Origin of the sequence: Bdellovibrio bacteriovorus (assembly GCF_001592745.1) — a bacterium.
In the GTDB taxonomy this organism is placed as follows: Bacteria; Bdellovibrionota; Bdellovibrionia; order Bdellovibrionales; family Bdellovibrionaceae; genus Bdellovibrio; species Bdellovibrio bacteriovorus_B.
Genome location: NZ_LUKD01000008.1, coordinates 414,510 through 427,381, shown reverse-complemented (window position 1 = coordinate 427,381; position 12,872 = coordinate 414,510). Strand labels below are relative to the sequence as shown.

The 12,872-nt window shown below is 44.6% G+C and carries 10 protein-coding genes and 1 tRNA gene; 6 read left to right on the top strand and 5 right to left on the bottom strand.

Annotation, left to right across the window (positions count from 1 at the left end; genetic code table 11):
- Positions 1-376 precede the first annotated feature (376 nt).
- Positions 377-1,408, top strand: a complete 1,032-nt coding sequence (locus AZI87_RS16615; RefSeq protein ID WP_063209321.1) for a hypothetical protein — start codon at positions 377-379, stop codon at positions 1,406-1,408.
- A 27-nt stretch (positions 1,409-1,435) separates the two neighbouring features.
- Positions 1,436-2,266, top strand: a complete 831-nt coding sequence (locus tag AZI87_RS16610) for a hypothetical protein (RefSeq protein ID WP_063209319.1) — start codon at positions 1,436-1,438, stop codon at positions 2,264-2,266.
- A 585-nt stretch (positions 2,267-2,851) separates the two neighbouring features.
- On the opposite strand, the gene AZI87_RS16605 is transcribed toward AZI87_RS16610, so the two are convergent.
- Positions 2,852-2,928: transfer RNA gene (locus AZI87_RS16605), tRNA-Asp, on the bottom strand.
- Positions 2,929-3,157: 229 nt separating this feature from the next.
- Between AZI87_RS16605 and AZI87_RS16600 the strand changes: the two genes are divergently transcribed.
- The 4 genes from AZI87_RS16600 to AZI87_RS16585 all read left to right on the top strand — a co-directional run bounded on the left by AZI87_RS16600 (position 3,158) and on the right by AZI87_RS16585 (position 5,796).
- On the top strand, positions 3,158-3,433 hold the full coding sequence (locus AZI87_RS16600; protein WP_063209317.1) for a heavy-metal-associated domain-containing protein: 276 nt from the start codon (positions 3,158-3,160) through the stop codon (positions 3,431-3,433).
- Between the two features lie 111 nt (positions 3,434-3,544).
- On the top strand, positions 3,545-3,949 hold the full coding sequence (locus AZI87_RS16595) for a response regulator (RefSeq protein WP_063209315.1): 405 nt from the start codon (positions 3,545-3,547) through the stop codon (positions 3,947-3,949).
- A gap of 78 nt (positions 3,950-4,027) precedes the next feature.
- Positions 4,028-4,555 (top strand): oligoribonuclease, encoded by a 528-nt coding sequence (gene orn / locus AZI87_RS16590; RefSeq protein ID WP_063209313.1) that lies wholly within the window; start codon positions 4,028-4,030, stop codon positions 4,553-4,555.
- A 107-nt stretch (positions 4,556-4,662) separates the two neighbouring features.
- Positions 4,663-5,796 (top strand): hypothetical protein, encoded by a 1,134-nt coding sequence (locus AZI87_RS16585; RefSeq protein WP_063209311.1) that lies wholly within the window; start codon positions 4,663-4,665, stop codon positions 5,794-5,796.
- A 35-nt stretch (positions 5,797-5,831) separates the two neighbouring features.
- Here the strand turns inward: AZI87_RS16585 and AZI87_RS16580 are convergent, their stop codons facing one another.
- The 4 genes from AZI87_RS16580 to AZI87_RS16565 all read right to left on the bottom strand — a co-directional run bounded on the left by AZI87_RS16580 (position 5,832) and on the right by AZI87_RS16565 (position 12,833).
- Entirely contained in the window at positions 5,832-9,767 is a 3,936-nt protein-coding gene (locus tag AZI87_RS16580) for a tail fiber domain-containing protein (RefSeq protein ID WP_155722602.1), read from the bottom strand.
- A 312-nt stretch (positions 9,768-10,079) separates the two neighbouring features.
- Positions 10,080-11,483, bottom strand: coding sequence for an adenosylhomocysteinase (gene ahcY / locus AZI87_RS16575; RefSeq protein WP_063209307.1), 1,404 nt, complete (start codon positions 11,481-11,483; stop codon positions 10,080-10,082).
- Between the two features lie 87 nt (positions 11,484-11,570).
- Positions 11,571-12,335 carry a type I methionyl aminopeptidase gene (gene map / locus AZI87_RS16570; RefSeq protein ID WP_063209305.1) on the bottom strand — a complete coding sequence of 255 codons (765 nt, stop codon included), beginning with the start codon at positions 12,333-12,335 and terminating at the stop codon, positions 11,571-11,573.
- 111 nt (positions 12,336-12,446) lie between these two features.
- Positions 12,447-12,833, bottom strand: a complete 387-nt coding sequence (locus tag AZI87_RS16565) for an SWIB/MDM2 domain-containing protein (RefSeq protein WP_063209303.1) — start codon at positions 12,831-12,833, stop codon at positions 12,447-12,449.
- Between the last annotated feature and the right edge of the window lie 39 nt (positions 12,834-12,872).

The following is a 12,872-nucleotide window of genomic DNA, read 5'->3' as shown; positions in this document are numbered from 1 at the left end:
CTGCAATCACAGAATGGTAAAGATAACCGTTTAATTTAAATTCATGACCTATTCATCAAATCAAAATACTTCAAGAAGTGATCCTACTGCTAATCCGATATATTCAGTCATTGCGCGATCGAAGTCCGATTTACGAACGTTAAGTACGAAATACGGACACGGAATGGCCCGTAGCAACCAATTCAAAATCATAACGCGACCAACCATAAACTAATATCAAATTACATCGTGCGTAAAAATCTTTATTATCCAGAGAACTTTAAACTTCGAGTCTTCCATTCGTGAATATTCAAAATGAAGTTGCCAGATGACAATTAGCTAAATACAGCAGTTGCCAGAAATTACGTAATATTGGTCCTCGAAAAAGGTTAAATGAATGAGTTTTATTCTATTCAAAATAAAATTACTCCTCTCGTATATTGGCTCCCAAATTTGGGGAAGCCCAATCTCAATGCTTATTACTTGCTTAGGATTATTTCTAATTAACATAGCCGTATTCGCAGTTGTTTATTGGTTAATTTTTCACTGGCAAAACATCAGCGCAGTCTCTCACGACAGCAAAACCTATATAGGTAGACTCTCCCCGACTCCAGCTTTCAATTTTTCTGAATCTCTAAAAACAACACTAATGATCGACGCCATCAACGATTTGAGGCTTCAAAAGAACGCTGATTCAATAAGTAAAGCACCTTGGGTCAGCTTTTCTGAAGATAAATCAATATATCGGCAATTCGGAGAGAATCCCGATACGCCAGATGCCATACGTGAGATAAGTAGGCTTGGGCTAACCCCATCACAACTAATAGAAAAACAATTTAAAAAGTATGGAGAACTTAAAATAGAATTTAGGTTCAACGGGACTGAGAACGGCCTTTCAAATATAAATGAAATGTTAATCCCAATTATGATGGAGTATTTTCGTGAACCTTCGGCGACAGCAATGTCTAATAGAGTCATCAACGCATCCCCCCCAATGAGTGTAGACGAACTACGCCTATTTAGTAGCCTTCAACGCGCCCTTGAACATCTGCATAAACAAGTCTTTCAACCCCAAACAACTACGCTTGAAAGACTCAGCACAGCGATTCAAGAGTCTTATTCCCTATTAATTGAGAATCAAAATTTTCCCGAGATTGAACGGCTCAAAAACATCTTTTACGGAGAGACGCTTAAAGCGTTGGGAAAATACAATCTAGAAATTATTTTTGACCTAAATTCATTGATGATGCGACCACGATTCTTAGACTTCGTATATACGTCTACAATGGTTGCCACAAACAACGTGCCATCAGAAATCATCCCAATTACGGATAACGTGCGTTTTTTAATTTGGATTCAAATGATGATATCTTACTTCAATCTCGCAATCGTAGTTGCCGTAGTCGCTAAAATTCTAAAATTGGCCTGACTTACATAGAAAGCGAAACCAAACCAAATGAATTCAATTGCCTGGACCCTCATCGGCGGTATTCTCGCAGCATTACAGTGGCCGCTAGACACATTTTTATCTCACAACCCGCGCATTAGGGATATTCTAAAAGTAATTTCATTCCTAATTGTGGTATCAACATTCACAGGTGCTTTTTTTACCTATAAAGAATCCCAGGAGTCTGAAAATCGTCAGAAATCTGATCAAATTGAGATTCTGACACTGAAAAACAAGTCTTTAGAGCTCGAGAAGCAATTACAAACTCAAGAAAATAATAACAAACTACTAAGTGCCGACCTTCAGTCAGAAAAAAACAAAGTAAAAACTATTTCTGCAAAAGTTGAAATAGTTTTTCAAGCTCCACTAAACCAACCCAAACCTTATGCCCATAATGCTATTAACATACTCGTAGCACACGCTCAAATTCCAATTCTTGAACTTTTCTTACCTGATGAGCCAGAAAGCGTAAAGTTTTACCACAGTACTATGTGGACATATCAAGAGATTGGAGCAACGACCAGATTTGCAGCTTCAACTTATGTAAAAGGAGATGCTCCGATTATGAGTTCCCCCAAAAAGAAACTTCTCGGCTCTAAGGTTGCACTAGCCCGCTTGCCACTTATGAATCTAAGCATGGTTCAACAGCCTTACTTTATGCCACTCAAAAACATGAAAATTACATTGCAAATAAATGACGACCTTTATGTTCTAGAAAAACCACTAACGATCGAAAGAGGCACTGATGTAACACAATTTCCGTACAATTCTATTCTGAGATTTTACCTCGAAATATTCGAGACCTTTTCTACCTCTCAGATCAAAAAGATAAAAAACTAAACTAGAATTGTCGTTTCGAATACTTTAAACACGAGCTACAGATGCACTAATGGTCGAAGGGTCTGTGAATTCGTCAAAAACCGTCGCGAGGAGTACCTTGAAGAGGAGTTTAAAAATGCACTTAGACAAATTAGGCTCCCCGCCGATGTCGTGCAATGGACTGACGAAGAACTTCGTAAAACTGAGGCCGAAGGAGTTAAGGTAAAAGAAACCCAGCTCTTAACTATAAAACGCAGGTTCAAGGAAATAGAAAAACGCCTATCTGAAGCTTGTGACCGCTATCTGGATGGCAAAATTCCGGAAGACATCTGGAAATCGAAGTCGAAACAATGGCAGGAAGAAAAGGCAGCACTTCAAAGCCAATTAACAACTTTAGAACTCGAAAATACAGGCACCCAAAATCGCCTGATTCCCTTGATGGATATGGCTTCCAAGGCATCAACGCATTTTGATTCTATGAATTCTGATGAAAAACGGGAGTTAATGAATTTGGTACTATCGAACCCACAAATAAAAAACGGAAGTCTTTGTTATGACTTCCGTTTTCCTTTTTCCATGTTCGTGGGGATTAGCCATTTAGAAAAATGGCGGGGTGGACGGGACTCGAACCCGCGGCCTTCCGCGTGACAGGCGGACGTTATAACCAACTTAACTACCACCCCACATCGATTTGGAGAATCTTTTATAGCCACAGTGGTCGCGCAATTCAATCAATTTTTTAATAAACGTTTAAAAAGAGCTTAACAAGGGGTAGCAATGCCCTCTTTGTGAGCATTACCCAGTTTCAACCTCCATTCCATACAGCCCAAACTACGGACTGCAACATCAGGACGGCTTGGAAAACCCCGATTTCGGGTATACTGTGAGGGCTCTTGTCCAAGAGGAGACACTATGAAAAAGGCCCTTATCTTTACGACTCTTTTGCTATCCCAAGCCGCTTTGGCTGATACAGTGACTTACAACGTGGAAGGCATGCATTGCGGTTCTTGCGCAAAAGCCATCCAAGCTCAAGTTTGCAAAATGGACGGACTTGAAAAATGTGAAGTTAGCGTCGGAAAAGTTGTGATTTCGTCAAAAACGGGCGTGAACATCTCTCAAGATCAAATTCAGGCTGCGATTTCTAAAGCTGGTGAGTACAAAATCACGGGCTCTTCGAAAGCGAAATAAAAACTTCTTAACAGAAGAAAACAAATCCAAATTTAGTCTTGCACGATAAATTGACCGTCTCACCGACGCTCTGTCGGTGACGGCTCGAATGACTTTTGCCATAATTGTCTTATGGCTACTCTTGATACTCTTGGAAAAAAAGGTCGTCTTCTCATCATCGATGATGAGTCGGAATTACGCGAAGTTCTGATGGCTCTGCTTGAGGAATCCGCTGGTGAAATCACTCAAGCCGCAAATGGCCTTGAGGGCATTGATCTATTAAAAACCCATCAATTCGATGCCGTCCTTTCTGACGAAAAGATGCCTAAGAAATCAGGCCTGGAAGTCCTTAAATGGATGCGTGAGAACAATCTTAAGATTCCGTTCATCATTCACACCGGCTATGGCCAAAAAGAGATGGTTGTCGAGGCGCAACGCCTGGGCGTGTATGCCTTTATCGATAAGCCTTGGGATGAGCGCAAGCTGATCCGAACCGTCGAAGAGGCTCTTCGCTCCGGCATGGAGCAACAGAAGTAGCTAGTTCTTGTTTTAGTTCCCCGCCTCGATCAAAATGGAAGTCTTTCCGGGTCACTGACCCTAGAACAGGATTTCCTCATGAATAAACTTTTTTGGCTCGATATGGAGATGACAGGTCTCGATGTCGAAAAAGAAGTGATCATCGAAGTTGCAGCCATCGTGACAGACCTTAATTTCAAAGAGCTGGACACATTTGAAACTGTCGTTAAACAACCGCAAAAATATTTGGACAATATGGACGCTTGGAATACCGAGCACCATAAGAAGTCTGGCCTGACAGCAAAAGTTCCATTCGGTATGGAGCCAGATCAAGTCGAAGCCAAACTTGTGGATATGGTGAAAAAGCATTTCCCCGATCCCAAAGATCGCCCGATCTTAGCGGGAAACTCGATCATGCAAGATCGTCTTTTCATCGACAAGTACATGAAGGACCTTGCTCCTCGCCTGCACTATCGCATGGTGGATGTGTCGTCCTGGAAAGTGATCATCAATAACAAGTTCAATTACGTTTACCAAAAGGCGAACAAACACCGCGCCCTTGACGATATCCGTGAAAGCATTCAAGAGCTGCGCGCTTATTGCGATAAAATGACTTTCAATAAATAGTTTTTTATAAAAAGCCTCTGCACCCCAGAGGCTTTTTTTCATTTTAGCGACTGCCAAAAATCAGCATTTCACCGTGACAAATAAAAGGTCCGCACCTTATATAAGTCATGCCTCAGAAAAACGAAGAAACTACAGACACCGCTTTTAAAAACTGGATCAACGAAGCTTTAGTAAAGCGCATGGCAAAGCATATTTCCCATCACTACCCAGCCTTTGACGATAAAGCTTTCATTAAACTCAGCCACAAACTTCCAGAGTTAGAGTTAAAGCCGCGCATGCGCTTGATCTGTGATTTCTTAAAAACTCATCTTCCTGAAGACTACAAAAAAGCCTTGGCTATTTTACTAAAAGCGACAACAAATCCAGCCACCGGCATTGCCCCCCTGAAGGGCTTTGATCTTTGGGCCTTCACAGAGTACGTACACCGCTACGGCCTTAAAGATTTCGATCAATCCATGAAAGCACTTCACACATTCACGGAACTTTTCACCGCTGAATTCGCTATTCGCCCCTTTCTGATTCACGAAGAAAAAAGAACACTCAAGGTCTTGCACACATGGAGCAAGGACAAAAACCATCACGTCCGCCGCTTGGTTTCAGAGGGTTCACGCCCACGTCTGCCGTGGGGAGAACAACTGAAAAGCTTTATCAAAGACCCGACCCCAACAATCGAGCTCTTAGATAAATTAAAATATGACGACGAACTTTATGTTCGCAAATCCGTCGCCAACCATTTGAATGACATCTCGAAAGACCATGCCGAAATCGCAATTAAGACGGCGGCAAGATGGCTTAAGGAAGCACCCGCAAAACATCAGGACAAGATCGACTGGATTGTTCGTCATGCTCTGCGCACCTTGATTAAAAAAGGCAATCCTGCGGCTCTTAAGCTTTTGGGTTACGACTCGAACAACTCTGTGAAAATTAAAAACCTGAAGCTCAATAAGTCTTCAGTCAACGTGGGCGATCATTTGGAGTTCTCATTTGATATTGAAAGTTCCAAGCCCGGAAAGATCATGGTCGACTACTTAGTTCATCATAAGAAGTCCAATGGAAATACAAGCCCCAAAGTGTTTAAACTCACCAGCAAAGATGTCAAAGCGAAGGAAGTTTTTAACGTTCGAAAGAAACACTCTTTCAAACCGGTGACGACACGGGTTTACTATCCTGGAACGCATTATTTAGAAATTATGGTGAACGGTAAACTGTACTCAAAGGTTCCGTTTAAACTGGCAAAATAGCTGTTTAACAAAAGTCGTTTTTAAATTCGTGGATGTTATTTCTTGCACACACTTGCTTGCGGGTCTTTTTCGCAGACGTATTGTTTTAGCAAGTACACTTCCTGTTTAAGCTCTGCGTTTTCTTTTTTCACGCTCGCGATTTCGCGCGACTGTGTAGCGAAGATATCAGTAATTTTTTGACGTAAGATTTGAATTTCAGCCGTCAAATACGGAGTGATCTTACTATAATCAACGGTCCACAACTTAAATCCCTCTTCGCCTCTTTGGCCTTGAGGGTTGTCATCACCTTTACTAACCGCTTCCGGAATAACTTCAGCCAGTTCTTGCGCGATAAAACCTTCGCCGTGTTTTTCATCGGTTTTCCACTCCCATTGACGTGGGCGTAGACGCGAAATCACGTCGTCGACATAAGCCGAATCGAAATCGCGAATGTTCTGTTTTAAACGGCGATCTGAAGCGGTACCAAAGATCGTGGTATTGCCATCTGTATTTACGTACCCCACTTCGCCGTTGGGATTTGCAAAAATAATATGATTAATCGCGCTTGCCGTGGTCGTATAACTTGTGATCGTGGGTGTGCCATTGGCTGCAACTACAAGCGTGGGAGTTTTTCCTGCAATCGATTGCGCGGTTGTTCCCATACTGATGCCCGTGTTGGTGACCCTCATTCTTTCGGTGGCATTTGTTTTCATCACAATATTGCTTGCCGAACTCGTCGCCGTTCCGGCGTCGAGCACCAAATGAACGTATTGATTATCCGCCAAACCGGACTGATTCGATTGCAAAACAAGTTGGCCGTTTGATTTGATAATGTAATCGCTGTTGTCGTCAGTGGCACCGCTTTGCACTCCAAGATGAAGATTACCCGCCACCTGTAACTTAGAAGCAGGATTCACGGTTCCAATCCCCACATTGCCCGTATCCATCTGGAAAGCCATGTAATTTATGTTATCCGCGTCGTTCGCAATGCGCGTGAAGTTTGCTGCCGCATCTTGCACAATCCGCCATGACTTATTGGTGGAGGTCAGATTTGTATTTCTCATCCGAATCTCTTGCGCTGTATTACTCTCAACGTTCACGCTCCCCACCACGTGAAGATTATGTGTGGGGCTTAGTGTGCCGATACCAACACGACCGCCAAAGGAACTGTTTCCGTTCGCGATCTGTAAGGCGAGTGGATTTGTAATCGTGACATTCGTTCCTGCACTGGGAGGACTTGCGATGTACATCGTGGAGGCCGTTGTGATGGTCTCTGCATTCGAGGCCGCCAATGTGCTTGTGCCGATAGAGGTGATCGCGCGATTGGCGATAGTTCCCGAACCAGTTGTATCCGTTATGATAACGCCGGGAATGTAGAGCTGGGACCCTTGAGTCGTCCAAGAAGTTGTCGAATAATTATTTCCACCGATTTGTAAGATCGAAACAGGGCTCGAGGTACCGATTCCGACGAAACCACCTGCGCCGTTAATCACCGTATTGGTATTACCGATATCATTGATCTGGAATGTCGAGCTTGTCCCATTCCAGTAGATATTTCCTTTTTTAGTGCCGTTATTGAAGAAATCAACATAGCTATTAAACCCTGAAGGCGCATTCACTCGCAGACCCGAATTTGCCGTTGCAGACTCCACTTCTAAAAGAGCCGTTGGGCTTGCAGTACCGATACCTACAGCTCCAGTATTTGTAATCGTCACCCGCGGCGAGCCGTTCGTTTCCAAGGTCAAACTATTACCGTCGTTCGTTCCCAAGCTTGCAGCGACACCGAAAGAGTTTCCTCCGTTGATGTAAGATCCCGTGGCACCCGTGATCGGTAAATCCGAAGAAGCAAGTGTACGGAAGCTCGCCGCCCCCGAGCCACTGGTTGGGCCTGCAAGAAATGTATTTGCTGAACGTGAGGCCGTGAATGTCAGTTGTCCGTCATTGATGGCAATATTCTGACACTGGAATGTATCCGTTGAAGACTGCCAGTAAAGACTTTGTCCTGCAGAACAGGCAGCGCTCGCGAAGGCTCCACCAAAAGGAGTGATCGTCGCACGAATATCTGCCAGACGTAAAAACGCCGGAGCATATTGGGCAGTTCCGTCATAACGAAGAACCTGCCCCGCTGATGAAGGAGTTGTTGCACTTACGGAAGTGCCTTGTACTTTGCTAACTGTGAAGGCTCCGGCATTCGTCATTGTCACATCTCCACTTGGAGCGACAGCGGTGGACACGTTAGAACCATTTCCCACCCAAATATTTGCCGACGTCAAAGACGTTCCTTGTTTGTTATTAAAAGTATTCCAGTCCGTATTTGAAAGATATCCTGACTGAGACGTCGTCGCTTGCTGGATGCCGATCACGGGCGAACTTGCCGTTCCTGTGTTGGTAAGAGGAGTATTCACAGAAAGCCCCGTCACTCCCATCGAAGAAAGACTTGTCCACGATAAATTTCCCGCACCGTCGTTTATGAGCAACTGATTCGCAGAGCCCTGACCCGTAGGAAGTTTTAAAACATAACTTGTGCCAATAGCTGCTGGTGCCTGCAAGGTTGCGATGTTGCTTCCTGTGTCTCTGAAAACAACGGAGGAAGTATTCACTGCACCCGCTGAAAAATTTCCGGAACCGTCGCGTTTTACAATCGTACTTGCGGTATTCAAATTTGTCGCCGCATTGGCAGCAAGCTCTGCCGCGCGAATGTTCGCAGCAGAAGAACCGCCCACGGAATTCACTGTGGCTGCCACAGAACCAGAACCACTCGCCGTCACATCTGAGGTTAGGGCCGTGATCGTACCGCCACTTCCTGCCGCGGAAGCCATAAGACTCCACGCTCCAGAGTTGTATTGATAAATACGATTCGTGTCTGTTGAAAAATAGATGGCTCCCGCCGTGGGGCTTGCAGGCTTGCTTGCATCAAGACCTGTTTGTACGGAAGGACTTCCTCCCGCATTTGCGACGGCATCGGTGATGCCATAACCACTCAAGCTTGTGGGTTTTCCTGAGGTGATGCTTGCCCAACTCAAAGAAATCGACTGGCACTGAAAATTTCCCGAAACAGAATTCCAATACATGCTTTGGCTTGCAGTGCAATTTGCGGAAGCAACGTAACCATTGAAGGTCGACTGCAAAACATAGTTGGAAAGAGTGGAAGAGAGATTCGAGATATCACTTGTCGTTAAAGAAATCGCGACATTGCCTGCCGCCGTTAAACGACCTTGAGCATCGACAGTGAATGCAGGCACCTGATTCGCGGAACCATAAGAGCCCGAAGTCACACTTGTGTTTGCAAGGCTGATCGTACCCGATGAAGTGATCGGTCCCCCCGAAAGCCCCGTACCTGTGGCAACATTCGTCACTGTCCCGCCACTCGCGCCCACCACAGATCCGCAGGTAAACGCAGAGCCATCCCACGTCAAAAAACTATTTGCAGGACACGTTGGCAATCCGGCTTTCAAAAGGAAATCGCTCGCGACATTTGTCCCCAGTCTTTCTGAAGAATACGAGTAACCGGCAAAAGGCACCGAACGAATAATCGAATCCGGCGAAACCACTTTCCAACCCGATCCATCATAAAAAGAAACACGCAGTTTACGAAGATCACCTACAGAGGCCACGTAATTGCTAGAGCCATCCGCACAGGTATAAGTCCCTGCCACCAAAGAACAAGTTCCACACGTGAATGTCGCGGTATTATCAAAAGCCTTCAGAACATTCGTGGCTCCACCGAGAGGATACTGCACAGTCCCCGTTCCAATAGGCACATCAAACACACCCCCGGAATTAACCATGCTATATCCGGTGATCTGCTCTTGATAAATCACACAACTGCCGGAAGGATTCGTAATCTGAAAAAGAAATGAAACGTTGTTATACTCAAGCGGAGTTCCATCCGTCTTAAGAATACGCCCTTGGTAAGTCAAAGACGCCGGTGATGCCCAGCTCACCAACGGTAAGAAGATCATTGAAAAAAACAGATAAGAAAATATCTGCACTTTATTACCCCAGAGACGTACAAGTTGATAAAGAAACCTTAACAACTTATCGGCCCCTCAAGCCCTACCCTAAAGCAACCGGCTCAATTTAATACAAAGGTCCGATCCTCTTTAATCTCCAGCGGAACAAATCCGACCCGTGCTCTCAATTACAAATCCCAGCTTGGGTGTTAAAGGGGCTGTGCTGCTGGCAAAACCGAGTTCCGCAGCGCAAAGAAAGATCAGCAATAGCAATCAGAAGACAAAGAAAAAAGAAAAAGGGAGCCAGCACGGCTCCCTTTAGCGCGAGGACTGAACCACCCGAGCGGGTGATTAGTAACGATAGTGTTCAGGCTTGAAAGGCCCGTTAGGAGAAGTATGAAGATACTTCGCCTGTTTCGAAGAAAGCTTAGTCAACTTCACTCCTAGTTTGTCTAGGTGAAGAGCCGCCACTTTTTCGTCAAGGTGCTTAGGCAAACGGTAAACAGAGATCTCTTGGTACTTATCACGGTTCGTGAAAAGTTCCATTTGAGCCAACACTTGGTTCGTGAATGAGTTACTCATTACGAAGCTTGGGTGACCAGTTGCACAGCCCAAGTTCACCAAGCGACCTTTTGCAAGAACGATCACTTGACGACCGTTTTTCAAAGTGTGGATGTCCACTTGTGGTTTCACTTCACGAACTTTTGAATTTTTGTTCAACCAAGCCATATCGATTTCGATATCGAAGTGACCGATGTTGCACACGATCGCATTGTTTTTCATCATGTTGAAGTGTTTGTCAGTGATGATGTCGCAGCAACCAGTTGCTGTTACGAAGATGTCAGCGATTTTCGCTGCTTCTTCCATCGTCGTCACTTCGAAACCTTCCATTGCCGCTTGCAATGCACAGATAGGATCGATTTCAGTGATAAGAACACGAGCACCCAATCCACGAAGAGAGTGAGCAGAACCTTTACCTACGTCGCCGTAACCCGCAACCACGCAGATTTTACCAGCAACCATCACGTCAGTCGCACGTTTGATACCGTCAGCCAAAGACTCACGGCAACCGTAAAGGTTGTCGAACTTAGATTTAGTAACAGAGTCATTGATGTTGATCGCAGGAACTTTCAACTTGCCGTTCTTAAGAAGAACTTCAAGGTTGTGCACGCCAGTTGTTGTCTCTTCAGAGATACCGATGATTTTCTTCATCTCTTTTGCGAAACGTGGTTCGTGCATCATGTTTGTAAGGTCACCACCGTCATCAAGGATCATGTTGAAGCCTTCTTTGCCCCAACCCACGATAGTTTGTTCGATACACCAGTTGAATTCTTCTTCAGTCAAACCTTTCCATGCAAACACAGGGATACCTGCCGCTGCGATAGCCACCGCTGCGTGATCTTGTGTCGAGAAGATATTGCAAGAAGACCAACGAACTTCCGCACCCAACTCAACAAGAGTTTCGATAAGGACAGCTGTTTGGATTGTCATGTGAAGGCAACCAGAAATGCGCGCGCCTTTCAATGGTTGTTGTTTTTTAAATTCTTTACGAACGGCCATCAAACCTGGCATTTCAGTTTCAGCGATCTTGATTTCTTCGCGGCCCCATTTAGCCAATTTTTCGAAGACTTCTGGATTTTCCATCGCCTCTTTGCAAACTTTAAAGTCGCCAGAGATAGTTTTTGCAGCTGGTTTAGCTGCTGCTTTAGCATTTTTTTTCATTGCGGATTTCCCGTTTGTTGTCGTTAGTGACATTGAGTTTCCTCTTGTTAGTTTATAAAAAATCAAAAGTTGCTTCAGCTTCCGCGACTTCCGTCGCTCCAGCTCTGCCGGCCGCCGCCGTTACGGTAAAGTCAAAATTTCGTAACCAGTATCCGTCACAAGAACGGTATGTTCAAACTGTGCGGATAATAGACCATCTGCGGTATGATAATATTTGATCGAAGAGCCGGTAATATCAAACTCCACGATTTCATCTGTACCTTGGTTCACCATCGGCTCGACCGTGATGCAGTGGAAAGGAACCAGGCGCTCGCCTTTTCCTTTTTTCCCGTAAGACGGAACGAAAGGCTCGTCGTGGAAGGTGCGACCAACACCATGGCCGCCGATCTCTTTCACGGTCGTATAACCTTTGCGAGTCACGTATTTGTGAGTTTCAAAGCCAATATCGCCGGTAAAGCCGCCAGGTCTGATCGTTTCAATACCAATATCGCGAGCCATGCGGGCAGTTTCAATCAAGTCCTTGGCATCTTCAGAGATGTTTCCGATGGCATACATCTTTGAGGTGTCACCGAAGAAGCCATCAATCCAAGCCGTCACGTCAACGTTGATGATGTCGCCCTCTTTAAGAATGGTTTTATCATCGGGAACTCCGTGGCAGACAACTTCATTCACAGATGTGCACGTGTACTTAGGATAGCCATGGTAACCAAGACAAGCGGACTTCGCGCCTTTCGTCAGCATGAAATCATTGGCAAGTATGTCGATTTCATTCGTTGTGATCCCCGCTTTTACGTACTTATCCAGATACGTCAAAGTATCGGCAGCAATACGGCAGGCACGGGTCATTTTTTTGATTTCTTCTAAAGATAAAGGCTTAATTCCCATAGAGGGGATATATAGCACAGAGGCCGGCCCTTGGATAGGCCGTAAAAAGAGAAAAGCCTAGGGGTTACCTAGGCTTTTTGAATCTAGTTCAGTTTAAACTGACTCTAAGACCTATTTAAGGTGCTTAGAAACCAATTTAGTCATATCGAACATAGAAACAGTCGTTTTGCCGCCGAAAACTTCTTTCAATTTAGCGTCAGCATTGATGTTTCTTTTGTTTTTAGAGTCTTGAAGACCGTTCTTTTTGATGTAAGCCCAAAGTTTTTTAACAACTTCAGTACGTGGAAGTGGAGAAGCACCAACAACTGCTGCCAAAGCTGCAGATGGAGTCAACGCTTTCATGAATGCAGCGTTTGGTTTACGTTTTGTAGCAGCTTTTTTAGGAGCAGCTTTTTTCGCAGCAGCGGCTTTTTTAGGAGCAGCTTTTTTTGCAGCTTTTTTTGGAGCAGCTTTTTTAGCTGCAGCTTTCTTAGTAGTAGCTTTCTTAGCTTTCGCCATTTCTAAATTCCTCCGTTAGGTTTTTAGTCTCGTTTATAC